Origin of the sequence: Sphingobacterium sp. UBA7625 (assembly GCF_002484085.1) — a bacterium.
In the GTDB taxonomy this organism is placed as follows: Bacteria; Bacteroidota; Bacteroidia; order Sphingobacteriales; family Sphingobacteriaceae; genus Sphingobacterium; species Sphingobacterium athyrii.
The window spans coordinates 248,435-272,771 of the sequence record NZ_DLJD01000028.1 but is presented as its reverse complement, the minus strand read 5'-3'; the positions used below and the strand labels follow the sequence as shown (position 1 = coordinate 272,771).

The following is a 24,337-nucleotide window of genomic DNA, read 5'->3' as shown; positions in this document are numbered from 1 at the left end:
GATGAAGAAAGTTGTACAAAATATCGTTTCATTTTCACTGAAACATTCCCTGGTGGTGCTGTTTTTTACGCTGGCTTTATTGTTCGGCGGAATTTACGCTTACCTCCATACACCGATCGAAGCATTCCCGGACGTGACCAATACCCGTGTCCGGATCATCACGCAATGGCCGGGACGTAGTGCCGAAGAAATCGAGAAATTCGTCACGCTGCCCGTCACCAAGGAAATGAACACCATCCCGAAAAAGACGGATGTACGGTCGATCTCACTGTTTGGGCTCTCTGTCGTCACGGTCCAGTTTGAGGATGGTGTGGAAGACTTCTATGCGCAGCAATATGCCGGCAACAAGATGCGTTCCATTGAGCTGCCGGAAGGAGCGGAGAGCTCCATCGAACCACCGTCGGGTGCCACGGGAGAAATCTTCCGCTATGTGGTCAAGAGCAACCTGCCGATCAAGGAGGTATCTGCCATTCAGGACTGGGTGATCGAACGGGAGCTCGTCGGGGTGCCGGGCGTAGCGGATGTCGTGAGCTTCGGCGGTGAAGAAAAGATCTATGAAATAAAGATCAATCCAACGGAACTGGCCAACTACAACCTTTCGCCCTTGGATGTATATGAGGCGGTATCGCGTTCAAATATCAATGTGGGTGGCGATGTGATACAAAAAGGAAATCAGGCCTATGTGGTACGTGGTGTGGGCTTGCTGGATAAAATAGAAGATATTGGCAATATTTTGATCAAAGTGGTGGGTAATACGCCCATCCTGGTCAAGCATGTGGCTGAGATCGAACTGGGTGCCAAACCGCGGCTGGGACAGGTAGGGCTCAATCAGGAGGATGATCTGGTACAGGGCATTGTCATTATGCTCCGGGGTGAAAATCCATCGGCCGTAGTGACACGCCTGAAAGAAAAAATTGAGGAACTGAACGGCCGTATCTTACCTGAAAATGTCAAGATCGAACCGGTGATTGACCGCACAAAATTGGTGAATAATACGGTACATACGGTGTCGAAAAACCTGATTGAGGGCGTTATCCTGGTTTCGATCATTGTCTTTATCTTTTTGAACAACTGGAAGACGACCTTTATTGTGGCCTCGGTGATTCCATTGGCCTTCTTGTTTGCGATTATTCTATTGAAAATACAGGGTTTGCCGGCGAATCTGATTTCCATGGGGGCACTGGACTTTGGCCTATTGCTCGAGGGCACGCTGGTGATCGTGGAGACGGTTTTTGTCTCCCTGGAAAAGGAGGCGCACCGGCTGGGGACGGCCCGTTTCAACAAGGTATCCAAACTGGGCATCATTAAAAAAAGTGCGGGTTCGGTGGCGGGGTATATCTTTTTTGCCTTACTGATACTGATTGTCGCACTGACACCGATTTTCTCTTTTCAAAAGGTGGAAGGAAAGATGTTTTCGCCATTGGCCTTTACCCTCGGCTATGCCCTGCTGGGCTCCCTGGTCCTGAGTCTGACCTATGTGCCTGCAATGTGTAAGTATCTGCTGAAGACGAATATCAAAGAGGATGATAATAAAATAACTAGGGTCAGCCGAAAGGTAATTTTTAGTGGGTTCAAAAAAGCTTTTGATCATCCAAAATGGACCTTGGCGCTTTTTGGACTGGTGCTAGTTGTTTGTATGGTGCGCTTTAGCCATTACGGTTCGGAATTCCTGCCCAAGCTTAATGAGGGGGCCATTTATGTCCGTGCGACATTGCCCAATAGTGTCAACCTGGAGGAATCGGTCAAGTTGACGAAAACAATGAAAACCAAATTGATCAAGCAGTTTGATGAGATTGATTTTATTATGACGCAGACGGGTAGACCTAATGACGGAACGGATCCGACGGGGTTTTTTAATATCGAATTTAACATTGAACTGAAACCGGAGGGGGAGTGGAAGCGGAAAATATCGAAAGAGAAACTGATCGGGCAGATGCGCGATAGCCTGCAGACTTTTCCGGGAATCAATTTTGGTTTTAGCCAGCCGATTCAGGACAATGTGGAGGAATATGTGGCCGGCGTGAAAAGTCCGCTGGTGATCAAGATTTTTGGTGAGAACTTGCAGGATCTGGAGAACAAGGCCAATAAGTTTGCTGAATCGCTCAAGAAGGTTGCAGGTATCACGGATGTGAATGTATTTAAAAATATTGGTCTGCCCGAACTGCGGATTCAGCTGCACGACTCCAAGATGGCGAAGTATGGGGTGTCGACCAGAGATGTGCAGTCGGTCATCGAGATGACCATCGGAGGACAGTCCGTGACGCATTTTTACGACAATGAGCGCATCTTTGATGTACGCCTGCGCTTTCAGAAACAGTACCGGGACAGCCCCGAAAAGATCGGAAACATCATTATTCCGACGATGAACGATCAGAAGGTGCCGCTGCGGGAAATCGCAACTATAGACTATCATACGGGACCGGCCTTTATCTACCGCGATGGGAATTCGCGCTATATAGGTGTTGGATTTAATATTGAAGGCAGGGATCTGGGCAGTACCATCGCGGATGCGAAAAAACAGATCGCGGCTGACATTAAATTGCCCAAGTCTTACAAGGTTGTCTGGGCTGGTGAGTTTGAAAGCAAGGAAAGGGCCACCAAACAGCTGATGAATGTGGTGCCGGTTTCCCTGCTATTGATCTTGCTCTTGCTCTACGCCAATTTTGGCAATCTTAAAGATACGCTGATCTCCTCCCTGACGCTTGCCTTTGCATTTATCGGTGGTTTTGTATCCCTATGGATGACGGGGACGACATTTGGGATCTCGGCCGGTATCGGTTTTATTATTCTCTTTGGCGTGGCAACGATCGACGGAATTGTCTTAATAGGCGTCATGAAGGAAAACCTGCTGCACAAGATGGGCTTGAAACCTGCTATTTATGAAGCCGTAAAAAGCCGGATCCGGCCGATCTTAATGATTGCACTCATGGGAGCGATGGGTTTACTCCCAGCTGCCCTGTCCAATGGCATGGGATCTGAAATCCAGAAACCCTTGGCCATTATGATTGTCGGCGGTTTGATTATCTGTATGATTCTTTCGTTTTCCATTCTCCCGATTGTCTTCTACTACGCTTACAAAAGAGAAAATAGAGATTAAGCACCCATTTTTTATTCATTATATACTTGATAAAGGCTGCCTATCCGATCGGACAGTGCAGCCTTTGTTGTTTTAGTATATTAATGCGATGCGATCAGCTCCTTATTTCCCTTCGCATAAAAATGTAATAGGACCAGGCAAAGCAGACCATCATGGCGGCGGTGAGTCCACTGATCTGGGGCCAGACCATCAGAAAACTTTCGCGAAAGGAGAGTGGTGAAGGGATGGCGCCGACCATCTGTTCCATGGCGATAGGGCCAAGGCTGCGTACCGAAGGCATCAGCAGGGTGGTCGTGGCATCGGTATAGAGCTGGCTTGGTGATAAGCGAAGCAGGTTTAAGATCAATTCATTGTAACCAAGATATTCCTGTTCGGAGATGTAATTGGGATTGGGTAAAAATGGTCGAATGGCCAAATTTACCAGGATAGGAAAGAATACAGTAAAAAATAGCCAGATGCCGATTGCGGTGAGTGCTGAAGTGGCCGGCTGACGAAAGCGGATCGACAACAGGATGGACAGGCTCAGCCAGAAAGCAACATATAGCACACTGATTAGAGTGAAACCCAAAATACGCAGCAATTCCTGGGGTTCTATCCGCACACCGGTACCAATGAGTCCGCCACCGATCATCAACAGGACCAACGCGACAAATAATGTACCCACAACGACCAGTGGTGCCAGAAATTTGGCGAACAATAGATTGTCGCGGTAAATTGGTTGTGCTAGCAAACGGGTGAGTGTCCCATTGTTATATTCTGCATTTACAGCGTCAAAACCAAGAGCTATGCCCAATAATGGTGCTAGAAAGTTTAAAAAAACATGAAACGGCGGAATGGAATTATCCGTTGTGGTCAGGAGCTTTAGATATAGAAATGACTGATCGGGATCACGCATATTGCTGACAGCGTCCTTGAGCCCCATGGAAGAAACATACAGGGATGCTCCGAAGGTCAGTACGATGAGCAGGATCAGAATAATAAAACGCCAGCTGCGGATATGTGCCGCGATTTCTTTGCGGACCAGCACCTGCATCGGAACGGATGGTCGGTTATTGATATCTTTTGAAGAAACCGTTGGATTTTTCATAGACAGTATTTGTTGTTATGCTGTTCTCAAAATATGTATTATAAATATCGTCGAGCTGGTAGTCATTGCGGTTTACGGAAACAATATCAGCACCATTGTTGACCAGAATGCGTACGGCGGCCGCGGTGGCATCGTTGTCGGTTATCAACTCGATCGAATGTCCTGTGATAGCAAGTTTGCGAATTCCAGGCAGCACATGGAGCGCTTGCTCAATTTTTGCGCTATCGCCTGGGGGCTGTTCAAGAGTAATGACTGTGCTGACTCCTTTTTGCTGTTGCAGGTTTTGGGCCAGGCTTTCAATAGATCCTTCGACCAGTAACTTACCGCCAACGAAAATGCCTACCCGATCGCATACTCGCTGTACCTGGTGGAGGTGGTGTGAAGAAAGCAGTACTGTAAGGTTATGCTCCCTGCTGAGCTTCTTGATGAGTTCCAGGAATTCATCAACGCCCTTGGGATCAATGCCCAGCGTAGGCTCGTCAAGAATGGCAACCTCGGGAGCCTTGATCAGCACTTCGGCCAAGCCCAGACGTTGTTTCATCCCGCGGGAAAAAGCACCCGTTTTTTTATGCATCTCCCGTTCGAGTCCCACGACATGCAACATGTCTTTAGCGGCAGCTTGTGCATAGGATTCTGTAAGTCCATTTAATTGGGCAATGAAACATAGGTTTTCCAACGCTGTCATGTCCGGGTAAAAACCTACATTGTCGGGAAGGTAGCCAACTTTGCGTTTCACTGCGATAGGATTGCGCGTGGCATTATGGCCACAGACATGGGCTGTACCGGCCGTAGGTTCGGTCAGGCCCAGCATCATGAGAATACTGGTTGTCTTTCCGGCGCCATTGGGACCAAGTAGGCCAAAGATCTCTCCGCGATAAATATGCAGGTCCAACTTGTCTACGGCGGTTACTTTACCGTAGTTTTTGGTCAGGCCTGTCAATTGAATGATAGGATCCTTCATAATGATAGTCTTTTTGTCGCGCCCTTATCTGCGGCCGTATTTGCGGATTAGATAATACACCAAGCCAATTGCCAATACGATGACAAGCATGCCGATCCAGCCGGAAAGCAAAGAGGTCTTGACGATCATACGGAATGAGATGTCGGCGTTGCTGTTGGATGACTTGATCTCGAATTTGGCCGCATAGTCACCGGCGATAGTCTTGTCGGGAACTTTTAGGTTGACTTTGACGTCGATAGATTTACCTGCTTCGAGCTGTTTGATAGTCGAGGGATCGAAGCTTGCCTCCCATCTGCTGGGTAATTGGGACGTCAGTTCCAGTGTATTGAGCGGAAGAGTACCTGTGTTTTTGACTTTAAGCAGAATTTCCTTGCTGCTGCCGGATACGACTTCGTCGCTGAGTCTTCCACTTGGTGTGGTCAGCTCAAGTGCATAAGAGCCCTTGACGACTGCTTCCAGATCGAGTTGTAGCGTATCTTTTGAAGATATGGCTTTTATGGGGATTTTATATTTATCGGGCTTAGCAGTGATGGGACAACTGATTTCAATGCTGATTTCCTGTACTTTATTGGGCTGCATCTGCAGGGAAGTCACTTGCGACCCTTCTACGCGGTAGCTAATCTGCCATCCGTCGGGTAGCTGTGCATTCAAGTTGTAGTTGACCAATTGAGCAGATCCATTGGTCAGAGTCGTGGTATAACGAAAAGGTTCATTGCTAGGGGCCTCAATATTGATCAACCTCGCTTCAAAACTGGATTTGAGCGGTTTCACGGTTTGCCCCGATAGATAAAGGCTGTTTGCCAGCACAATAAGTGCGATAAAAAATGGCCTGAAAGAAAAATGTCGGTCTGTGTTTGTAATTAGTAATTTTGTTAACATGATCCAATAACTAAAATTTATATTTAAATAGAATATTAGCTTTTAAAAAATGTCGGTTTGGGGTATCAGGTACCTTTTTGAAAAAACCGCTCCCAAATTAAAAATCAATTTGATAAAAATCAAGGGTGAAAGAAAAAAACAATTGTAAAAAAAATGTGCTTAAATGAACTGTAAGCCGATAATTTGTGCTAAATGCCAGAGTGGACTGCCGTCAGTCGAAATTTACTGACCGGAAGGTCTTCTTAATAATAATCTTGGTGTTTTCTGCCAATTCATCCAGTGTGCAGTGTATTGATCGTAATTGTGTCTTCGGAACCTCTGTGTCGTTCAGGAGAAGATTGATGCGCAATCGCCGGATGTCCGAGGCCTCATGGTCACCAAGTAATTCATCAAATAATTCCTGAATAATCTTTTCGCAGCTGTTCTGGTCGAAACTGGCGATAGTGATATAACGTCCGTGGCAGTACATCTGTAATTCAATATAATAATTCGATGTTTTCATAATCTTTGTATTAAAGACTGAAAAATAGGTTAGCCTCCAGTGGAGGCTAACCAAGTTAAAGTTGCTATTTGGATCTTTAGGATATTTCGATCAGTCGTGGTTCTTTCTGCTTGGCCTCTTCTTTTTTAGGTATTGTCAATCGCAGCATGCCATTTTCATAGCATGCCCGGATATTATCCTGGTCGACTACATCCTTCTGAAGCTCAAAGCTACGCTGGAAAGATTGATAACTGAACTCCCGGCGTGTGTAGTTTTCCTTATGTTCCTCATTTTGTTCCTCCTTAGCCGAGGATATGGTCAATAGGTTGCCATCGAGCGTCACCTTAAAATCATCTTTGGCCATGCCCGGGGCAGCGACCTCAACTTCAAAAGTATCTCCGTTTTCCTTGATGTTGACCGCAGGAACCGTGGTACTTGTTGATGAGTAATTTTTGTTGTCCCAATTTAAAAGCTCACGGTTAAAATTATCAAACATGGGCGAAAAAAGTGAAAAATTGTTCCAGTTTCTTTTTGCAAGTTTCATAGTAACCTCCTTTTAATGAAGTATAACAATAATTTAAATTTGCCAGCCGGCCGACTGTATTAAATAATCCACAAAAAAAATACCGAGCTTAAAAAACTGAAATTTTTGCACCAAAACTGCCAAATTTTACATGATAAATTGACAGAAAAAATAGAGCTTTTAGAAAAAATGGCTATTTGAAGCTTTTTTAAACTATTTTCAATTGGATCTTGTCCTTATAATAATCCATTTGATGGATAACTTAGTTATAAAGGTCAGGATTCTTTTATGTTCCTGGCCTTTTCTTTTTTTTGTGGGAAACTTTCGGCTCCAACCGATTGTTTATAAGATAGAATAATCGGCACAATGGACCGTACATGCTGTCGGACTTGACACGGTTGAATGTGTGCTTGTCGATTAGGGACTAGAGATTAGGTATTAAATTAAAAATTGATATATGAAACGGGAACAAATTGAAGCGTGGATTGCCGAGGGATATAACATTCTGGAACATAATAAACCCAAAATCGTCCAGGGGGATGTCTGGGAATATCTAAACAAATGTGATGGACAGGGCACCGATGTGTATGCCCTGTCGGAGTTGGCAAACTGGTCGAATCGGGAATTGTCGGAATTGGAACTGCGTAAATATGCGAAGGAGTACGGGCAATTGGGGGAGAAGCAATTCCTACGCAATGAAGCCATCCGAACGAAACAGTTTGATAAGTATGTTGCATTCCTTAAACTATTTTATCCCAATAGTGTCGAAAAAGAGCTTGAGGAAGCTAAATTTTTGGCCGAAAGGGTACAGCAGCTGACCAAAGCAGAGATGGAACAATGGGTCGTATCCAACAATATCAATGTCCTATTGTCCGATTTAAACTGTTTGGATGAATCGGCTATCATTACGGGAATGGTTGTCCCCTCCGAAGAACTGGTAAGTTATACCGATGGGGGATTACAGGATACCATGGACTGTCATGTGACGCCCATGGAATTTTTTAGCCACACGAACCACACTGCTTATTGGATAGATCCAAAAATAAAAGCCTAGCATCAATGCCGGGCTTTTGCCTGTAAAATGGCTCTCGAATTATCTTTTCCGCTTAATCGACGACATGAGTCTGTACGGCCTTTTACCAAGGCTGACGACTCTGGGTATATTTTTGCTTTTTGCCAATGGCGTCTTTCTGCTGATCTGGCTTGTCCTCCTGTATTTTGCGCTGACTTTTACGAATCGTAACTGATCTAATGCGGATATTAAAATAGATCCGCTTGTTGTGATGTTATCCCTATCTTTAGGGTCAAATAGATTATAAAAGCAAAAAATGAACGTAAAAATAACAAAGTTGTTAAGTCTGCTGGTGTTGATTTTCTGTATGGGCAAAGGCTTGTTTGCACAGAAATTCTATCCAAGAAATTTCATTCATCTATATACAGATGAAGGGGTTCAGGCAGATAAAATTGCTCGGTTAAATAGAAGCTACCTACTACCAACGGGATTCCAGCGGGTAAATGATAGCCTCTATATACATCCGCAAACGAAGGAAAGACTGTCGTTGTCCACCAGACAGCAGGACAATAAGAATGAACTGTTGCTGACTTATATTACGGCTGCCGATCTTAGCGTTTTTAGAGCGCGCTTGCTTGATTATGAGCCTAAGCTTGAGCAGATCGATGCGAATACCTATCAAGCTGCGTTTAACAATCCGGTGGTTAGGTATATGATCGCCGGGGATACCGCCATTGACAATAAGCGGCTTCATACCATAAAATTCCTGCTGATCTATGACAAAGGACAAAAATTTCCTTTTTCTTCGGATAATTACACATTTCCTGTTACGGAGACTTATCCGCTCCAGCATACAACCTGGTATTTTACAGCCAAATACGAAAGATCGCCATCAAATTCGGAGTACAATGAGATGAGAATAATATTCGGCAAAGAGAAGACCGCCTACAAGATTGAGTTTGTGGATGATATCAATTTTAAGTTAACGTATACGGATCCGAAGAAAAAGACACATGTGTATCAGGGGCAATATCAAAACTACAAATCTGATATCTCCTTTTTTAACCGTCAGGGCGGATGGTCGGACAAGGATAAAACGGGTAGAGCACTTGCAACCCCCGGCGAACAGTATATGGGTAAGGAATCATTTTATGAAGATCCAAAAAAGTTTGCGGAGGAGGCAGGGACGGCCAGATACTTTCGATTTATCTTTTTAAATAACTACCAAGCTATTTACCATTCTGATTTAGGTCTGATGGAATTGAGTAAACAGGAAGCCAGGGAACAGGAAGATATTTTAAGTATGCCTAGGCGGGAGAGGTAAAATTGTATAAAAATAGGTATATTGAAGTCAATATTAACATACAATTCATAACCAAAATAGTAAATGATGAAAAGGATAGGTCTTTTAGTTTATACCGCTGTCGCTGTGTCCTGTCACCAGACGATAAAAAGTGGTCCCGCTGCAACCTCAACGACTGCATCTGAATCCACAATGGAAACAGCGGTGAATTTAGATTGGCTCAACGGAAATTGGAAGCGGGTGAACGAAGAAAAAGGAAAAGAAACTTTTGAAAACTGGGAAAAAATAAGCGTGACAGAATATGCAGGCTTTTCCTATACATTGCAAAAAGGGGATACCGTAAGCCAAGAGCAAATGTCGTTAATCGCAACGGATGGAAAATGGAGCTTATTCGTTAAAACTCCGGATGAAAAAAGACCTATTGAATTTAAGCTGGCAGAGCTTAAAAGCAACGAGTTTGTTTTTACAAATGATTCGATAGATTTTCCGAAACAGATCCAGTATTGGACCGAAAGTGGAAAGCTGAAAGCAAAAGTTTCTAATAAGGACATGGAAATTCCCTTTGAATTTGAGAAAATTCAATAGCTTAAATGGATTTTCATTGGGAATACGCTAAATATGTCTGGTAATTCCGGATGATTATATTTTTTAAATGAGGAAAGACAAAACCTGCCGTTTAAAGTTTAACTGTATAAGTTTGGCATAATATCTGTTAACATAGCAACGTGTATTAATATAATTAATCTTAAATTGAAAAAAGGATTACAGGTAATGAGTAAAAAGTTTTTTGCCGTTTTATTGTTTTGTATCGTTACGGCATTTGTGCAAGCACAATCAATGAAAATAACACCGAAGGATTTTGTAGATACTAGCGATGAGTCCAAAAACTATGTTGTGTTGAATTTCGCCGGTAGATCACAAAACGATCTCTATAAAGCGGCGCTAAAGTATGTGAATTCCTATTATAATAATCCTGAGAAAGTAACGACGAAAATCGATGGCGAGCAAATTGTGATCGATGCGATGGAGCAGAAGGCTGTTTATACCACCTATTTGGGTTCAAAAACGTACTATGATTTTTATTATAAGATTACCCTGGATTTCAAAGATTCGAAAATAAGGTTCGCACCGAATTACAAATATTTTGAGTCGCCGGGCGGAGCTGAATACCCGTTGAACGGTACGAATAACTTTATGTCAAAAAATGCATTGTATGGTAGCAATGGCAAAGTGGCCCGAAAAAGCTTGCAGGAAGGGTTAGATGCATTCATCAATAGGTATATCGCTGAATTCTCAAAGGGAATCAACGATAGCAAGTCGAATGACAATTGGTAGAAAAACCACCAAATAATATATAATGAGAGAGCCTCCGTATGGGGGCTTTTTTCGTTTATGGGTTATGGTGTGAAATACGAAGCTATCAAAAGGAATTTTTAGGTGCTATATTATATAATATGCCGTTGTTCCATAACGATTGTGGCGGCCTGCTGCAAGTTGACAACTTCTCCGATGACAATAATCGCCGGATGCCCGAGGCTATTCTCCAGACTAGCTCGCACAAGATCTTTCGCTTTACATAACACCTGCTTTTGTTGTGGTAGGCTCGCGTGCTGTATAATGGCCGCGGGTGTATCTCCTTTGCCATAGAGTACATAAGTACGTGCAATCTCATCAAGTTTACGCATCCCCATATAAATCACCACAGTCGATTTGCTTTGGACAGCTAGTGGAAGGTCGGCTGATAGGCTGCCATCTTTTTTCATACCGGTCAATGCCCATACACCTTCACTTACACCGCGATGCGTGAGCGGGATACTATTGAGACCTGCGCCTTGCATGCTGCTGATTCCCGGAATATAGGTAACATTTATATTTTGGTCTTTCACGGTAAGCCATTCTTCAAAACCACGTCCAAAGAGGTAGGGATCTCCGCCTTTCAAGCGTACCACATGCTCAAAATTTTGACAATAGTAAAGAATAAGGTCATTTATTTCTTCTTGTGGTACGTATTTGCCATAAGGATGCTTGCCAACATAACGTTTTATACAGTTTTTATTCGCTATACTTAGGATTTCCTCGTTGATTAAGTTGTCATATAGGATAACTTGCGCATTTTCGATCGCTTTATAGGCTTTAATTGTGAGCAATTCTGGGTCTCCCGGACCAGCTCCAACAATAAATAATGATTTTTCGGTTGATTTTTTCATGTTTTACCTGTTTTTACTGTCTTTATATATGTAAATGTATTAAAAATTATGATTAAAATCACAAAATGTTTGATTGTTTGTAGTTTTTTAATGAAAAAATATGATAAAAATCATCTTTTTGTTGATTATTTGATTTTTTATTTCATAAATTAGTGGTATGAAATCATGTATATGGTTTTTTAACAAAAATAATAGATGTTATGGAAAGAAAAATGATTGTAATTATCGGAAATGGTATGGTCGGGAATAAGATTTGTGAAAAATTAAAACAAAAATCTCCCGATCTAGAGATAACGGTGTTTGCAGAAGAGCCAATTCGTGCCTATGATCGCGTACATCTGACAGATTACTTTAAAATTTCATCGATTGATGAGCTTTTTCTTTCAAAAAACGATTGGTACGCTGAGAATAATATTAAAATTCATTTAAATGACCCCGTTGTTGATGTAGATTTAAGTAAAAAAGAGGTTTGTTCATTGAAGGGTGAAATTATTCATTATGACTACCTCATCTTTGCAACAGGCTCGGCTGCTTTCGTGCCGCCAATTCCGGGGATAGAAAAGCAAGGCGTATTTCTCTACCGGACTATTGAGGATCTAGAATTGATCAAAGCTTATGCGGCGAAAGCTAAAAAAGGAACGGTTATGGGGGGTGGGCTGCTGGGCTTGGAAGCAGCAAAAGCCCTCGTTGACTTGGGTATTGAAGAAACAGCAGTCATTGAATTTGCACCGCGATTGATGCCCAGGCAGATCGATGCAAGCGCGAGCGCCCTTTTAGAAGCTAAGTTGGCTGAATTGGGGCTGAGCTGTCAACTGCAAAAATCCACAAGCCAGCTACTCGGGGATGAACATCTTACCGGTATTGCTTTTAATGATGGTACGGTGCTCGAAACAGATATGCTGGTGATTTCTGCTGGTATCCGTCCGCGGGATGAGCTGGCAAAAAAAATTGGATTAGCCATCGGGGAACGTGGCGGGATACTGGTCAATGCACAGATGCAGACTTCTGAGCCTGCTGTATATGCCATTGGGGAATGTGCGCTGGTTAATGACATGATTTATGGCTTGGTTGCTCCTGGTTATGAAATGGCGGAAATTGCTGCTTCTCATATCATAGGTGAAGAGAAATCTTTCAAGGGATTTGATATGAGTACCAAATTAAAACTGATGGGCGTAGATGTGGCTAGCTTTGGTGACCCTTTTGTCAGTGAGCCTTATGCACGGACGATCCTACTCGAAGACCGTAACAAGGGTATTTATAAGCGGTTGAATGTTAGTACAGACGGTACGCGTTTGCTCGGTGGAATTCTCGTGGGCGAAGCTGCTAGTTACAATATGCTCCTACAAATGGTCAACAATAGTATGCCTTTGGCTGAGCATCCCGAACTGCTGCTGTTTGGCGAGCAGCGCGAGAGCAAATCGGCTTCTTCGGGATTGGAAGTCCTACCGGATCAGGCATTGATCTGCAGTTGTGAAGGGATTACCAAAGCGCAGATCTGTGATGCTGTGACCACACATAATTGCGAAAATGCAGAGGCTGTTAAAAAATGTACCAAAGCTGGTTCGGGATGCGGTGGTTGTGTACCTATGGTAAAAGATCTGGTCAACTATACCATGAAACAACAGGGGAAATATATTCGTAATACAATATGCGAGCATTTTGACCTGAGCCGTCAGGAGCTGTATGACCTGATCAAAATACACGAGCTAAAAAGCTACGATCATGTGCTGGATGCTTTGGGCAGGGGGCACGGTTGTGAGGTATGCAAACCGCTCGTGTCTTCGCTGCTCGCTAGTCTCTGGAATGAAATGATTCTTGGTAAGGGAAATGATGTAGCACAGGATAGTAACGACCGTTACCTAGCCAATATACAGAAAGGCGGAACCTACTCTGTCGTTCCACGGATTCCGGGCGGTGAAATTACACCTGACAAGCTGATCGTTATCGGTGAAGTGGCTAAAAAATATAATTTATATACAAAAATTACAGGAGGACAACGCATTGATTTGTTTGGTGCACACCTCAATGACCTCCCGTTTATCTGGGAGGAACTTATCGCAGCGGGTTTTGAAAGTGGGCATGCTTATGGAAAGGCGCTGCGTACTGTGAAAAGCTGCGTGGGTAGTACCTGGTGCCGATTTGGTCTGCACGACAGTGTGTCTTTTGCCATCCGCATTGAGGAGCGCTATCGTGGACTGCGGGCTCCGCATAAGCTTAAGTCTGCTGTCAGTGGCTGTATTCGTGAATGCGCTGAAGCACAGAGTAAGGATTTTGGTATCATCGCAACGGAAAAAGGCTGGAACCTCTATGTCTGTGGAAATGGTGGTAGCAAACCTCAGCATGCGCTACTCTTGGCGGCTGATATAGATAGTGAAACCTGCATCCGGTATATTGACCGTTTTCTGATGTTCTATATCCGCACAGCAGACCCACTGACGCGTACTGCTCCTTGGCTCAATAAAATGGAAGGGGGGATTGACTATTTGCGGAATGTGGTGGTGGAGGATAGTCTCGGAATGGGAGAAGCTTGGGAACAGGATATGCAATTGCTTGTTGATAGCTACCGTTGTGAATGGAAGGCTGCAGTAGAGGATCCCAATATCCGTAAACGTTTTGTACATTTTGTAAACGCACCTGAGGAAAAGGACGATACGGTACAGTTTGACATGATGCGCGGACAGAAAAAAGCAGCCGATTGGAATCTAAAAACTATTTAAACATTTTACAAAACCTTTTTAAAGAGAATCATATGGAAACGCAACTAGACACACAATGGCTTCAAGCCTGTAAAATAGAAGATGCTATCGAGAATGGCGGGGTTTGTCTCAAGCTAAACAATCAACAGGTCGCGCTATTTTATTTTGCACGCCGCAATGAATGGTATGCTACCCAGAATGAATGTCCACATAAACGGCAGATGATTTTAAGCAGGGGAATGTTGGGTTCGCTGGGGGATACGCCAAAGGTGGCTTGTCCATTTCATAAGAAAACCTTTGCACTGGATACGGGGGAATGTCTCTCCGGTGATGAATGTGCAATTAAGACCTATCCCGTTAAAGTCGAAAACGGCAACGTTTACATCGGAATGATCGCTTAGGGCTTTCGCAGCTATTTAAATGGAAAACTTTTAACGTAAATAAATTATGGATTACATTAGCCCCAAAGAAGTGGCGGGAACAATGATGAATACCGCTGTCTACAAATCTTCCCTGCCGGTCCGGGATCTCCTGATCCGTGGTGCACTTGCCGGTGCCTTATTGGCGATATCGGTGACGTTGGCCTTATTGGCGACTTCACAGACGGGTTTGAGCCTGGTGGGGGCATTTGTCTTTCCGGTGGGATTTGTCATTATCGTTATCCTTGGATTGGAACTTGTGACGGGAAGCTTCTCCCTTGTGCCTTTGGCCTGGTTTGAAGGAAAAATTAGTTTTAGGGTGATGGCGAACAATTTGTTTTGGGTATTCTTGGGTAATCTCTTGGGAAGTGTCCTTTTTGCCCTGCTATTCTGGGCTGCAAGCACGGAGACCGGACAGGTCAGCCAATTGGGTAATATCGAGCAGAGTCTGATCCTGATCAGTGAAAAGAAAACAATCGGCTATGGTGATCATGGGGCTGCGGGTTTATTTGCTGCTTTTGTCAAAGCGATTCTGTGTAATTGGATGGTTTGTATGGGCGTTGTGATGTCCATGACGTCCAAGTCTACTTTGGGTAAAATACTGGCCGCGGGCATTCCTATCTTTATATTCTTTGCTTTGGGCTATGAGCACGCTGTGGTTAATATGTTTGTAATCCCAGCCGGAATGATGTTTGGTGCAAAAGTAAGCATCTCTGATTGGTGGCTTTACAATCAGCTTATCGTGACCGCTGGTAATATTGTTGGCGGTTTGTTGTTTACAGGAATGGCAATCTATTACACGTATAGCAGAAAAGGACAAGTATCGACCTCGCAAAACTAAATAGTTATGGCTAAAATAAAACAAATCACGGTCATGCTGATGCTGCATGTGCTCTCGTTGGCGGCCTATAGCCAGCAAAACCCCGTAAAAGCCAGTTTATTTGAGGGTGTTTTGGTGGCGGGATACGCAGATCACGGTGCTTACATTAACTGTACGGGGCCTGCCGTGAAATATAATTTTGCTAAAAAGAGGGCTGTAATGCTCGGATTGCTGCCTACGTTGAAATTAAAGGATGACAAGGTGGAAGAAGGGAAGCCAAAGAATTCTTGGATTACCCCGACGCTTGGATTTGGTCTGACGCTGGTATCCGGACATATGGCCATCCAGTTGCCCGCTTTTTATAATGCAAAAACCAGTACTTCTGATGGGAAATGGAAATTGGGGATCGGAATGGGGTACAAATTTTAACGTTGACGTATAGATTGGGAAATATTTACGCTGGGGAGCACAAGATCATTTTTAAGTTGTTGGCTCCCCCTTTTTTATACTTCTTGTTCAGAAGCTAATCTGTTTAACTGCTGGAAATCTTTAATAAAAATTTTCTTTCCCTCAACCGTGATTGCTCCCATCGCCGCAAGTTCGCCAAGCATACGATAAAAGGTCTCGTAGGTAGTACCCACATAGGAGGCTAGGTCCTTCTTGCTTAACGCAAGACCGATATAGCCATCGCTAGCCTCCGCGCCAAAAATACGGTGGAGCAGCAGTAGGCTCCAGGCTAATCTGTTTTTAACGGATAGTTGGACAAGATTGCACATCTTCTGCTCCGAGAGCTGTAACTCGTCAGCATAAAATAGCATGAGTTGATAGCTTAGCTCAGAGTTGATGCGTAGCGTTGACATAAAAAAGGGTAGATCAACAAAACAGAGTTGTGTTGGTTCCAATGCGGTTGCTGAAATTGGATAGACAGCTTGTTCGGATGAAACGCCCCGATGGCCGACAATATCACCTTCTTTCGCGAAACGGACAATGATTTCCTTGTCGCTAAGGTTGCGGTGTACTTTGATAAGTCCAGATTGTACAAAATAAATACCGTGGACAGCTTCTCCTTCAGCGATGAACTGCTCGCCTTTTTTTACCTTGATCTGTTTTCGATGCAGATCGATCTGGCCAAGCCAATCCTTTAAAACATAGCGGCACATAAGGCAGGAGTGGTCACAGGTCGTTGCTTTTTTTGATTTCATCAATATTCGTTTCAGGTACTGAAGTGGTTTTATCTGCCCAAAGGTATTATCTATTCACTTAAATTCCTATTTTGTCTGCTATAAAAAAAGTATATAATGTTTTAACCTTCTGAATATGTGGAATTGAATGAAATATTGCATCTTCATTTTAATAAATACCTTGTTCATGTGGTCATTTGGAATCATAATTTATTACTTTCGTCGGAGCACAATAAAGATCGATATGATCATAAAGCCAAAGTATTATTTAATTTTGATTGCACTTTGTTGTATGTCAATATTGCTTTTATCTTGCAGATCCAAAGAGAAACAACGTGAAAAGGAACTACGGATTTTGTATAGTCGAGAATTTGTTGATGAGCAATACGGTCAAGAAATGTACTTGAGTGATTTTTATAGACATCATGCGGCTGATTTTTTTGCTACCAAGAATGATACAGTTCCATTAGCGAAATGGGATACTCTTCTCGATGAAATGGCTAAGTTAAAGCGGTATAAACCTGAAATGAATGATATCGTGCACAAACATAATTATTGCTCAAATCTAGAGATTGAGTTTTTTGATCATGAACAATCCTTATGTCAATTATGCTTGAATCCAGATAATAAAACTTTAAGACTGAATTATTTGGTGTATGAGGCTTCTCCTGAACTAATTTCTTTTTTTGGTAACTACATTTCGCTAGATTCGGCAGTTCTCGCTGCGAGTGGAAAAAGCAACTATGTGAAAAAAGTTATGTTTAATGATCGGAGGGGGAAGTGAACGGTCAACAAAAGCGGATGAATGGGTGCGGATTACTTAAAAAATAACAGGTTATATATCTATGATGAAAATAAGAGAGATAAAGATTTTACGCCTGTTTACCCTTATTTTTTGTGCATTTTTCTGGAGCTGTAGCCATCATGCCGAAAAAAAGCAAGTGGGAGTAATCGATGATCCCAAAGATCTAGAATTACCTCGGAGCGTAGCTGATTCGCTTTGGCGTCGAGCAATTAATCTAGGTGATTTTGAAGCGTATCATACAATAGCTAATAGTAACATGTTGTTGACTCCTGATGAATATCACTATACCCTCCTAATGGCTAACAAGTATCAATGTCCTGAGGCGTATCTGAATCTATATGATATACTTACATGGAAAGGGACAATAAATGGAGTCGAGCTTGCAGGCAAGGATAGTGTTTCTCGGAATCAAGCCTTATTTTATCTACTTAAGGCTCATGAGCTTGGCGAAAAAAGTGCCATTTACTATGTGTATGAAGAGTTTGGCGATAGTATCACTCCACCTGAATCGATTACCTATTTAAAGAAAATTCAGAGATTTTACGAGGAAAAAAAATGATGATGATGAGTTTGTGGATGCAATAACAGATATTGGACCGTAGTAAGAATACGCCAAACCATCTGTTATTTCACCCTAAAACGTCGGGGATATTCACTGGTGGTATCGATGCTAAAAAAGTCGTCGAATTTTTCCTTTGGTGTATGGGCATAATAGTCGTTAAGAAGTCCTAAAAATCCTTCGAGGTTAGGAGCGATAACATTGCGGTCATTGTCCCGGTTCCAATATTCAATCAGCTGTCCCTCTTGACCGGAAAAGATTCCGCCCTGATCATAGCAAATGTAACTACCGCTACCATTATGAAAAATGGGTATCCAACATTCGTTCCACCAGTTTTCAATTTCAAAGTCGGTACCGATCAAACTGGTTAGTTCCTGAGCGATGTCAAGAGCTTCTTCCAGCGGAATAAACATTGAATTATTGATAAAGGCGTCGTAACAGGTGTTACGCTGTCCATTTTTCCACTGATAGAATGTTTTGAGGTCGTCTGGAAGCTGAATAACATATCTCTGCTCCAGAATCTCAAGTTCTTGCTGGTTCAACGGGTTTTGTAAATCCCTGTAAAAATCTGGTCTGAGATTTTTGATATGTAAATCTAAGCTGTCCAGTGTATCTTTCATCATGCATGTTCTAATATTCTTTTTAAAGTTAGGTATTAAAATCATTTTCGTCAATGGGGTTAGATTATCTTCTTTCGGCTGGTTGCTTTACAATTTTTGCCTAACTTTAATAGAGCAATTGATATGTATTGCGATATAAACAAATACGAAGTTGGTAGTTATGAAAAAGATCGAATTTATTCCACTTGTAGGAATTCATATTGAAGACTTGGGGCGAGTGCCCTTCGGCATGGACCAAGCGCAGGTACAGGAATTTCTGGGTGCGCCATCAGACGCCCTTGACGGTCAGTATTATTATGATGAGCTCGAATTACGGTTGGATTTCAATGACCTGGGGCTGCTTGAATTTATCGAAAGCATTAATGGTCCTTATCTCCAAAGCACCGAAGTCAGTATCTACGGAGTCAACCCCTTTCAGGTGGAAGCCGACGAACTGCTCCATATATTGAGTGAAAAAAACAGTGGACCTGTCGATGATGCTGAGGCGGGGTATTGTTATGCCTTTTTGAATAGCTCAGTCGGTGTTTGGCGGCAGATGACCGTTGAGGATATCCAGGAGGATATCGAAGCGATAAAGGCCGAAGGGGAATACGAAGAGAATGTGGATATGCTGCTCGAAGACTTGGAGAAAGCGAAGTTTTTCTGGACGATCGGAATTGGTGTTGAAGGATATTATGCCGATTAATGGCATCGCTAGAATAGCAAAGACTCAAGGCTCTAACGGTCTATGGATTGGAGGAAATGGCCTAAGATCGATCGGTTTTTCCAGATCATGCGAGCAAACTGGTGGATACGGATGATCTGGATCTTTGCAAGCTGTACTTATTGAAACGCCTGCCTAAATTCTACGGGGCTCTGTTGCGTGTTTTTCTTAAAGACTTTACTGAATGACTGCGGGTGCTCAAAGCCTAGCTCGTATGCTATTTCGCTGATCGATAAGGCGCTAGTACTCAATCTTAGTTTGGCGTATTCGATCATTTTGTGTTGTATATGCTGCTGCGTATTTTGCTGCGTATAGATACGCAGTAGGCTACCGAGATAATTTGGGGAAAGATTGAGCTGCTGGGCAAGCATGCTTACTGTTGGAACTCCTTTTGTGATCAGGCTGTCGTAGCTAAAATGTGCCGATAGTATATTTTCGAAACGGGTCACCAGCTCCTGAGTGGATTTTTTTCGTGTGATAAATTGACGTTCGTAATATCGTTCTGCATAGATGAGCAGCCGTTCGATCTGCTTGAGAATCAGTTCGCGGCTGAATTTGTCGATGTTGGATTGATATTCTTTTTCGATATTCTGGAGAATGTCTACAATTACCGCCTCCTCCTTTTCGGAAAGAAAAAGTGCTTCGTTGACTTCATATTGGAAAAAATCGTATGTATGGATATGCTTCGCCAGTTCGCTGTTCCACAAAAAATCGGGATGTATCAAGAGAATCCAGCCACTGGGTTGGGCACGGACCTCTTGATTAATCTCTACTTTCAAGAATTGTAATGGTGATATAAAAGTCAATACACCCGAATCAAAGTCATATTGTTGCTGCCCATAATTGAACCTGGCATTTACATTTCGCTTTAAACCAATCGAATAAAAATGCTGTATCCAACTTAATTTGCTGTCATTAATAGGATAGTGCACTTGACTATAATCAACCAAACTGATCAAGGGATGCTCTGGTTTGGGCAGCCCGCAAAAGCTGTGGAACTCCGAAAGGGAATGAAAGCGAAATGTATTCTCCATAATTGTAAATTTAGTTATTTTCTTTTTTTAATGTTGCTGATTTTTCCTTGCTGTCAGTTCTAGCTTTAGGCTATTATGCAGTCTGTTCAAAACCTGTGGATACCGTATAGCTCTTCCATTTTTCAATCTCGGCAGTCAACGTGTTAATCTTGTTTTTGGCTAGTTCAAAGGCATCTTCACCCATTAGGAAATGGACTGGCGGATGTGTCAAAGTGCTGAGCTCGATCAATAAAGTAGCTGCTTTTTGCGGATCGTTTGTCTGATTGCCATGGATCTGGTGTAAGTGCGCTGCTTCATTTTCCCGTGCTGTGACATAAGCTTCGATGGGATTGGCTGCGGTTTGGATTGATCCATCGGATAAAAAATCCGTTCTGAAATAACCGGGATAAACCAGGGTCGTGTGAATACCAAAAGGCTGCATTTCAACAGCGAGTGCTTCCGTAAATCCGGACACAGCAAATTTTGTGGAACAATAGATGCCAAAACCCGGGTAATTTCCTGCAAGGCCACCAATGGATGCAATGTTAAAAATATGCCCCGATTGCTGACGCCGCATATGCGGTGCGATATGCCGGATAGCATTGAGTGATCCAAAGACATTCACGTCAAAATTGCGTCGGGCTTCGGAGTCGCTGAGTTCTTCGACACTGCCTGTCTGCCCGTATCCTGCATTGTTGACCAGGACGTCGATCCGTCCGAAATAATCAATTGCCGACAGTGCTGCCCGTGCGACGTCCACATCATTGGTGATGTCGACTTCAAGGGGAAGGAAATTTTCATTTTCACCGATTTCTTGTTCCAGGGCTCGTTTCGTACGCGAGGTCGCTACAACAAGATAATCTTGTGCTAAAAGTTCCTTTACCAGACTTAAACCCAGTCCTTTGGAGGCACCGGTAACAAACCATACTTTTTGTGATTTCATGTGTTTTAGTTTAAAAATAAATTGATGCTACAAAGTTGATGATTTGGTATTTTTGGGATGTAGGCAGATCGACGGATCTCGTAGCCAAATCGTGGGTTTGATGTTTTTTTATAAAATTGTATTTTCGATAGGCAATCCCTACGAACTGTACCGATGAGAGAAAAGATAGATACCGGGCATAAGTATATCCCGGTTGTGTAAATGTAAACTTTTAACAAATAATAACTATGGAAAATCAGGGAGCCTCTGTCGTTATAACACATCATATTTTAGATGACAAGCAATTGGAATACGATCAGTGGCTAGCGGAGGTTGTTCCGCTCACCAAACATGCGAGAGGATTTATAGACTTACAGATCATCCGTCCTATCCCGAAATTGACGTTTGTCTATACGGTAATTATCCGGTTTGATACTGTCGATAACCTAAAAAATTGGATGAAATCGGACACGCGTCGACGTATGATCGAGAAAGCTGCTCCCTTATTTCGGAAGCAAGACCGCTATCAGATCAAATCAGGCCTTGAGTTTCTTTTTGAAACAGCAGAGCAGGCCCATCAGGTGCCGCGGCGATGGAAACAATATCTTGTTACCTGGTCAGCAATTTACCCGCTGTCATTGACTATACCAATAATTCTGCTGCCTGTTCTCCGGTATTTTCATATTCCTCAAAATCATTTTTCTGATGGCTTATTGATCTCCGGATGTATCGTTTTTTTGATGGTTTATCTGGTCATGCCCAATTATACAAGGATGATCCGTAAATGGTTAAACAAGTAACGGAAACGATGAAATACAGCTCAATTGCTGCGTAAATTTGAGTGTACAACCGGCACTGTATTGATTTGATCGCAAAGAAAATAAAACAATTTTTCCATTACAACACTTTGTTTTATAGGTAGGGCCCAATGCGATAAATAGCTAAACCGGATTGCGACCCTGGGTGATGGTTAAATTTTAAATATCTTAATATGCTACAGAAGAATGATGTTGCGCCTGATTTTACCTTGTATGCGACTCCGGATCAGACAATTAAATTGTCGGAATTTAAAGGTCATAATGTAATCCTTGCTTTTTATCCTGCTGACTGGAGCCCGGTATGTAGTGATCAGATGGCGCTGTACAATGAAATGCTTAAATATTTTAAGAAATATGATGCAGAGATATTAGGTATATCTGTGGACAGCAAATGGTGTCATCTTGCTTTTGCACAATCCAGAAAATTGCACTTTCCACTGCTGGCGGATTTTGAGGCAAAAGGTGAAGTCGCGAAAAAATATGGGGTGTATGATGAGGAGGAAGGAGAATGTAAACGTGCTCTTTTTGTGATCGATAAAGAGGGTGTTATTCAATGGAGCTACCTATCGCCAACAGCGGTAAATCCAGGAGCAGATGGGATAATAGAAGCATTGGAAAATCTTAAATAGAAATTTATGTCATTAAAGCCAAGAGTAAACGATAAGGATCATATCCAGGGTAATGGCAATGCAGAGGTAACGATTGTCGAATATGGGGATTATCAATGTCCACATTGTGGCGCTGCTCATCCCATATTGAAAAAGATGATGGCCGAATTGGGGAGTCAAATCAGGTTTGTATTTCGCAATTTTCCATTGTCAGAGATGCACGAATATGCACGGCCAGCGGCACTTGCTGCCGAAGCAGCGGGCCAACAGGGTAAATTTTGGGAGATGCATGATGCAATCTATGAAAACCAGTTAAACCTGAGTACAAGGTTGTTTATAGATCTTGCCGAACAACTGGGGCTCGATATTGACAATTTTAAAAGCGCCATGCAAGACCAACGTTTGGACGAAAAAGTAGAGGGTGATTTTGAAAGTGGTATGATGAGCGGGGTAAATGGTACACCCACATTTTTTGTCAACGGCGAGAAATTCGATGGTGGTGCAGAGGATCTTGTCCGGATACTACACGAAAATTGATAATTTAAATATTGCCTGAATTAGGATTGGGCGGATAAGATAAGGCCTGTTGCGCGTGTTGGAAGGTTCGTGGACAACCGATCAATCCAATATGCAATTAACGATATTTCGTTGTTTTTAAATGGAGGGATATTTTTTAAATATCTTAAAAACAACGTGTTGTATCTTGTGGTTAAGTTGTTGTATTACGTATATTGATAAATTAAACAATTAAAAATATAAATTATTCATCATGGCAACATTCAAAGTTCAAGACGGAACTGAAATTTATTACAAAGATTGGGGTACAGGGCAGCCCATCGTTTTCCATCATGGTTGGCCTTTGTCAAGCGACGACTGGGATGCTCAGCTGATGTATTTCCTCGATAAAGGCTATCGCGTAATTGCGCATGACCGTCGTGGTCATGGACGCTCTACACAGACTGACCAAGGGAATGACATGGATACGTATGCTTCTGATGTAGCACAATTGGTAGCAGCATTGGATTTAAAAGATGCGATCCATATCGGCCATTCTACCGGTGGTGGGGAGGTGATCCGCTATATAACCAATCATGGGACTTCACGAGTCGCAAAAGCGGTATTAATCAGTGCCGTAACACCGACAATGGCTAAGAGCGAAACAAATCCTGACGGTGTACCCATGGACGTGTTCGATGAAATCCGATTGAATACAGCGACACGCAGACAACAATATTTTCAAGACTTTACCCTTGCTTTTTATGGCTATAACAGGGATGGAGCCAAGGTGCAGCAGGGGGTGATGGATAATTGGTGGCGACAAGGAATGATGGGGGGAATAAAAGCGCACTACGACTGTATCAAAGCATTTTCTGAAACAGATTTTACGGCAGAACTTAAGCAAGTAGCGGTTCCTGTCTTGGTTTTACATGGTGAGGATGACCAAATTGTACCGCTGGATATTACCGGTAGAAGAGCAGCACAATTGGTGAAAAATGGTACGCTGATCACTTATCCTGGATTCCCGCATGGAATGCCGACAACTGAAGCAGAAACAATCAATAAAGATATCCTGGCTTTTATCACAAAATAAAATGTGCCGCGGATCAAAAATAGTTTTTAAAT

Annotated in this window: 26 protein-coding genes; 16 read left to right on the top strand and 10 right to left on the bottom strand. The window is 42.8% G+C overall.

Annotated elements, in window-relative coordinates; all coding sequences use genetic code 11:
• Position 1 precedes the first annotated feature (1 nt).
• Entirely contained in the window at positions 2-3,097 is a 3,096-nt protein-coding gene (locus B4G94_RS12835) for an efflux RND transporter permease subunit (RefSeq protein ID WP_286859317.1), read from the top strand.
• Between the two features lie 94 nt (positions 3,098-3,191).
• Here the strand turns inward: B4G94_RS12835 and B4G94_RS12830 are convergent, their stop codons facing one another.
• The 5 genes from B4G94_RS12830 to B4G94_RS12810 all read right to left on the bottom strand — a co-directional run bounded on the left by B4G94_RS12830 (position 3,192) and on the right by B4G94_RS12810 (position 7,049).
• Positions 3,192-4,184, bottom strand: a complete 993-nt coding sequence (locus B4G94_RS12830; RefSeq protein ID WP_286859315.1) for an ABC transporter permease — start codon at positions 4,182-4,184, stop codon at positions 3,192-3,194.
• On the bottom strand, positions 4,147-5,145 hold the full coding sequence (locus B4G94_RS12825) for an ABC transporter ATP-binding protein (RefSeq protein WP_165308529.1): 999 nt from the start codon (positions 5,143-5,145) through the stop codon (positions 4,147-4,149). The genes B4G94_RS12830 and B4G94_RS12825 overlap by 38 nt, the downstream gene beginning before the upstream one ends.
• Positions 5,146-5,169: 24 nt before the next feature.
• Positions 5,170-6,024 (bottom strand): NEW3 domain-containing protein, encoded by an 855-nt coding sequence (locus B4G94_RS12820; protein ID WP_286859314.1) that lies wholly within the window; start codon positions 6,022-6,024, stop codon positions 5,170-5,172.
• A 211-nt stretch (positions 6,025-6,235) separates the two neighbouring features.
• On the bottom strand, positions 6,236-6,526 hold the full coding sequence (locus B4G94_RS12815; RefSeq protein ID WP_165308527.1) for a hypothetical protein: 291 nt from the start codon (positions 6,524-6,526) through the stop codon (positions 6,236-6,238).
• A 76-nt stretch (positions 6,527-6,602) separates the two neighbouring features.
• On the bottom strand, positions 6,603-7,049 hold the full coding sequence (locus B4G94_RS12810) for an Hsp20/alpha crystallin family protein (protein ID WP_165308526.1): 447 nt from the start codon (positions 7,047-7,049) through the stop codon (positions 6,603-6,605).
• 436 nt (positions 7,050-7,485) lie between these two features.
• On the opposite strand from B4G94_RS12810, the gene B4G94_RS12805 reads away from it, so the two are divergent.
• The 4 genes from B4G94_RS12805 to B4G94_RS12790 all read left to right on the top strand — a co-directional run bounded on the left by B4G94_RS12805 (position 7,486) and on the right by B4G94_RS12790 (position 10,678).
• On the top strand, positions 7,486-8,082 hold the full coding sequence (locus tag B4G94_RS12805; protein WP_108635622.1) for a hypothetical protein: 597 nt from the start codon (positions 7,486-7,488) through the stop codon (positions 8,080-8,082).
• Positions 8,083-8,356: 274 nt separating this feature from the next.
• Positions 8,357-9,364 (top strand): hypothetical protein, encoded by a 1,008-nt coding sequence (locus tag B4G94_RS12800; RefSeq protein WP_286859311.1) that lies wholly within the window; start codon positions 8,357-8,359, stop codon positions 9,362-9,364.
• 63 nt (positions 9,365-9,427) lie between these two features.
• Positions 9,428-9,928, top strand: a complete 501-nt coding sequence (locus B4G94_RS12795) for a DUF6265 family protein (protein WP_206531799.1) — start codon at positions 9,428-9,430, stop codon at positions 9,926-9,928.
• Between the two features lie 186 nt (positions 9,929-10,114).
• The gene (locus B4G94_RS12790; RefSeq protein ID WP_108635624.1) at positions 10,115-10,678 is read left to right on the top strand and encodes a DUF4468 domain-containing protein; all 564 of its coding nucleotides are present in this window, start codon (positions 10,115-10,117) and stop codon (positions 10,676-10,678) included.
• A gap of 110 nt (positions 10,679-10,788) precedes the next feature.
• Here the strand turns inward: B4G94_RS12790 and cobA are convergent, their stop codons facing one another.
• The gene (gene cobA, locus B4G94_RS12785) at positions 10,789-11,550 is read right to left on the bottom strand and encodes a uroporphyrinogen-III C-methyltransferase (protein WP_165308522.1); all 762 of its coding nucleotides are present in this window, start codon (positions 11,548-11,550) and stop codon (positions 10,789-10,791) included.
• A gap of 200 nt (positions 11,551-11,750) precedes the next feature.
• Here cobA and nirB point away from each other — a divergent pair, with 200 nt between their 5' ends.
• The 4 genes from nirB to B4G94_RS12765 are packed head-to-tail and all read left to right on the top strand — an operon-like array spanning position 11,751 to position 15,914.
• Positions 11,751-14,267 carry a nitrite reductase large subunit NirB gene (gene nirB / locus B4G94_RS12780; protein ID WP_286859307.1) on the top strand — a complete coding sequence of 839 codons (2,517 nt, stop codon included), beginning with the start codon at positions 11,751-11,753 and terminating at the stop codon, positions 14,265-14,267.
• Positions 14,268-14,299: 32 nt separating this feature from the next.
• Positions 14,300-14,647 (top strand): nitrite reductase small subunit NirD, encoded by a 348-nt coding sequence (gene nirD / locus B4G94_RS12775; RefSeq protein ID WP_108635626.1) that lies wholly within the window; start codon positions 14,300-14,302, stop codon positions 14,645-14,647.
• Between the two features lie 46 nt (positions 14,648-14,693).
• Complete coding sequence (locus tag B4G94_RS12770) at positions 14,694-15,506, top strand: formate/nitrite transporter family protein (RefSeq protein ID WP_286859305.1); 813 nt, start codon at positions 14,694-14,696, stop codon at positions 15,504-15,506.
• A 6-nt stretch (positions 15,507-15,512) separates the two neighbouring features.
• The gene (locus B4G94_RS12765) at positions 15,513-15,914 is read left to right on the top strand and encodes a hypothetical protein (RefSeq protein ID WP_286859302.1); all 402 of its coding nucleotides are present in this window, start codon (positions 15,513-15,515) and stop codon (positions 15,912-15,914) included.
• A gap of 74 nt (positions 15,915-15,988) precedes the next feature.
• On the opposite strand, the gene B4G94_RS12760 is transcribed toward B4G94_RS12765, so the two are convergent.
• Positions 15,989-16,687: a Crp/Fnr family transcriptional regulator gene (locus B4G94_RS12760; RefSeq protein ID WP_286859300.1), complete on the bottom strand. Its 699-nt coding sequence runs from the start codon at positions 16,685-16,687 to the stop codon at positions 15,989-15,991.
• 223 nt (positions 16,688-16,910) lie between these two features.
• On the opposite strand from B4G94_RS12760, the gene B4G94_RS12755 reads away from it, so the two are divergent.
• Together B4G94_RS12755 and B4G94_RS12750 are read left to right on the top strand one after the other, a co-directional pair.
• Positions 16,911-17,450: a hypothetical protein gene (locus B4G94_RS12755; RefSeq protein ID WP_286859298.1), complete on the top strand. Its 540-nt coding sequence runs from the start codon at positions 16,911-16,913 to the stop codon at positions 17,448-17,450.
• A gap of 61 nt (positions 17,451-17,511) precedes the next feature.
• Positions 17,512-18,030 carry a hypothetical protein gene (locus tag B4G94_RS12750; RefSeq protein ID WP_286859296.1) on the top strand — a complete coding sequence of 173 codons (519 nt, stop codon included), beginning with the start codon at positions 17,512-17,514 and terminating at the stop codon, positions 18,028-18,030.
• 65 nt (positions 18,031-18,095) lie between these two features.
• Here the strand turns inward: B4G94_RS12750 and B4G94_RS12745 are convergent, their stop codons facing one another.
• The gene (locus tag B4G94_RS12745) at positions 18,096-18,653 is read right to left on the bottom strand and encodes an SMI1/KNR4 family protein (RefSeq protein ID WP_286859293.1); all 558 of its coding nucleotides are present in this window, start codon (positions 18,651-18,653) and stop codon (positions 18,096-18,098) included.
• A 157-nt stretch (positions 18,654-18,810) separates the two neighbouring features.
• Here B4G94_RS12745 and B4G94_RS12740 point away from each other — a divergent pair, with 157 nt between their 5' ends.
• Complete coding sequence (locus B4G94_RS12740; protein WP_286859291.1) at positions 18,811-19,335, top strand: hypothetical protein; 525 nt, start codon at positions 18,811-18,813, stop codon at positions 19,333-19,335.
• A 137-nt stretch (positions 19,336-19,472) separates the two neighbouring features.
• On the opposite strand, the gene B4G94_RS12735 is transcribed toward B4G94_RS12740, so the two are convergent.
• Positions 19,473-20,387, bottom strand: a complete 915-nt coding sequence (locus B4G94_RS12735; protein WP_286859289.1) for a helix-turn-helix domain-containing protein — start codon at positions 20,385-20,387, stop codon at positions 19,473-19,475.
• Between the two features lie 73 nt (positions 20,388-20,460).
• Positions 20,461-21,309, bottom strand: coding sequence for an SDR family NAD(P)-dependent oxidoreductase (locus B4G94_RS12730; RefSeq protein ID WP_286859288.1), 849 nt, complete (start codon positions 21,307-21,309; stop codon positions 20,461-20,463).
• A 227-nt stretch (positions 21,310-21,536) separates the two neighbouring features.
• Here B4G94_RS12730 and B4G94_RS12725 point away from each other — a divergent pair, with 227 nt between their 5' ends.
• The 4 genes from B4G94_RS12725 to B4G94_RS12710 all read left to right on the top strand — a co-directional run bounded on the left by B4G94_RS12725 (position 21,537) and on the right by B4G94_RS12710 (position 24,305).
• Positions 21,537-22,088 (top strand): hypothetical protein, encoded by a 552-nt coding sequence (locus B4G94_RS12725; RefSeq protein WP_286859286.1) that lies wholly within the window; start codon positions 21,537-21,539, stop codon positions 22,086-22,088.
• A 191-nt stretch (positions 22,089-22,279) separates the two neighbouring features.
• On the top strand, positions 22,280-22,735 hold the full coding sequence (locus tag B4G94_RS12720) for a redoxin domain-containing protein (RefSeq protein ID WP_108635637.1): 456 nt from the start codon (positions 22,280-22,282) through the stop codon (positions 22,733-22,735).
• Between the two features lie 6 nt (positions 22,736-22,741).
• Positions 22,742-23,251 carry a DsbA family protein gene (locus tag B4G94_RS12715; protein WP_286859283.1) on the top strand — a complete coding sequence of 170 codons (510 nt, stop codon included), beginning with the start codon at positions 22,742-22,744 and terminating at the stop codon, positions 23,249-23,251.
• Positions 23,252-23,483: 232 nt separating this feature from the next.
• On the top strand, positions 23,484-24,305 hold the full coding sequence (locus tag B4G94_RS12710) for an alpha/beta fold hydrolase (RefSeq protein WP_286859281.1): 822 nt from the start codon (positions 23,484-23,486) through the stop codon (positions 24,303-24,305).
• Positions 24,306-24,337: the final 32 nt, after the last annotated feature.

Excerpts from the sequence above, each read along its gene's own strand:
- B4G94_RS12835 (WP_286859317.1), top strand. The coding sequence starts at position 2 with ATGAAGAAAGTTGTACAAAATATCGTTTCATTTTCACTGAAACATTCC.
- B4G94_RS12830 (WP_286859315.1), bottom strand. The coding sequence starts at position 4,184 with ATGAAAAATCCAACGGTTTCTTCAAAAGATATCAATAACCGACCATCC.
- B4G94_RS12825 (WP_165308529.1), bottom strand. The coding sequence starts at position 5,145 with ATGAAGGATCCTATCATTCAATTGACAGGCCTGACCAAAAACTACGGT.
- B4G94_RS12820 (WP_286859314.1), bottom strand. The coding sequence starts at position 6,024 with ATGTTAACAAAATTACTAATTACAAACACAGACCGACATTTTTCTTTC.
- B4G94_RS12815 (WP_165308527.1), bottom strand. The coding sequence starts at position 6,526 with ATGAAAACATCGAATTATTATATTGAATTACAGATGTACTGCCACGGA.
- B4G94_RS12810 (WP_165308526.1), bottom strand. The coding sequence starts at position 7,049 with ATGAAACTTGCAAAAAGAAACTGGAACAATTTTTCACTTTTTTCGCCC.
- B4G94_RS12805 (WP_108635622.1), top strand. The coding sequence starts at position 7,486 with ATGAAACGGGAACAAATTGAAGCGTGGATTGCCGAGGGATATAACATT.
- B4G94_RS12800 (WP_286859311.1), top strand. The coding sequence starts at position 8,357 with ATGAACGTAAAAATAACAAAGTTGTTAAGTCTGCTGGTGTTGATTTTC.
- B4G94_RS12795 (WP_206531799.1), top strand. The coding sequence starts at position 9,428 with ATGATGAAAAGGATAGGTCTTTTAGTTTATACCGCTGTCGCTGTGTCC.
- B4G94_RS12790 (WP_108635624.1), top strand. The coding sequence starts at position 10,115 with ATGAGTAAAAAGTTTTTTGCCGTTTTATTGTTTTGTATCGTTACGGCA.
- cobA (WP_165308522.1), bottom strand. The coding sequence starts at position 11,550 with ATGAAAAAATCAACCGAAAAATCATTATTTATTGTTGGAGCTGGTCCG.
- nirB (WP_286859307.1), top strand. The coding sequence starts at position 11,751 with ATGGAAAGAAAAATGATTGTAATTATCGGAAATGGTATGGTCGGGAAT.
- nirD (WP_108635626.1), top strand. The coding sequence starts at position 14,300 with ATGGAAACGCAACTAGACACACAATGGCTTCAAGCCTGTAAAATAGAA.
- B4G94_RS12770 (WP_286859305.1), top strand. The coding sequence starts at position 14,694 with ATGGATTACATTAGCCCCAAAGAAGTGGCGGGAACAATGATGAATACC.
- B4G94_RS12765 (WP_286859302.1), top strand. The coding sequence starts at position 15,513 with ATGGCTAAAATAAAACAAATCACGGTCATGCTGATGCTGCATGTGCTC.
- B4G94_RS12760 (WP_286859300.1), bottom strand. The coding sequence starts at position 16,687 with ATGAAATCAAAAAAAGCAACGACCTGTGACCACTCCTGCCTTATGTGC.
- B4G94_RS12755 (WP_286859298.1), top strand. The coding sequence starts at position 16,911 with ATGATCATAAAGCCAAAGTATTATTTAATTTTGATTGCACTTTGTTGT.
- B4G94_RS12750 (WP_286859296.1), top strand. The coding sequence starts at position 17,512 with ATGATGAAAATAAGAGAGATAAAGATTTTACGCCTGTTTACCCTTATT.
- B4G94_RS12745 (WP_286859293.1), bottom strand. The coding sequence starts at position 18,653 with ATGATGAAAGATACACTGGACAGCTTAGATTTACATATCAAAAATCTC.
- B4G94_RS12740 (WP_286859291.1), top strand. The coding sequence starts at position 18,811 with ATGAAAAAGATCGAATTTATTCCACTTGTAGGAATTCATATTGAAGAC.
- B4G94_RS12735 (WP_286859289.1), bottom strand. The coding sequence starts at position 20,387 with ATGGAGAATACATTTCGCTTTCATTCCCTTTCGGAGTTCCACAGCTTT.
- B4G94_RS12730 (WP_286859288.1), bottom strand. The coding sequence starts at position 21,309 with ATGAAATCACAAAAAGTATGGTTTGTTACCGGTGCCTCCAAAGGACTG.
- B4G94_RS12725 (WP_286859286.1), top strand. The coding sequence starts at position 21,537 with ATGGAAAATCAGGGAGCCTCTGTCGTTATAACACATCATATTTTAGAT.
- B4G94_RS12720 (WP_108635637.1), top strand. The coding sequence starts at position 22,280 with ATGCTACAGAAGAATGATGTTGCGCCTGATTTTACCTTGTATGCGACT.
- B4G94_RS12715 (WP_286859283.1), top strand. The coding sequence starts at position 22,742 with ATGTCATTAAAGCCAAGAGTAAACGATAAGGATCATATCCAGGGTAAT.
- B4G94_RS12710 (WP_286859281.1), top strand. The coding sequence starts at position 23,484 with ATGGCAACATTCAAAGTTCAAGACGGAACTGAAATTTATTACAAAGAT.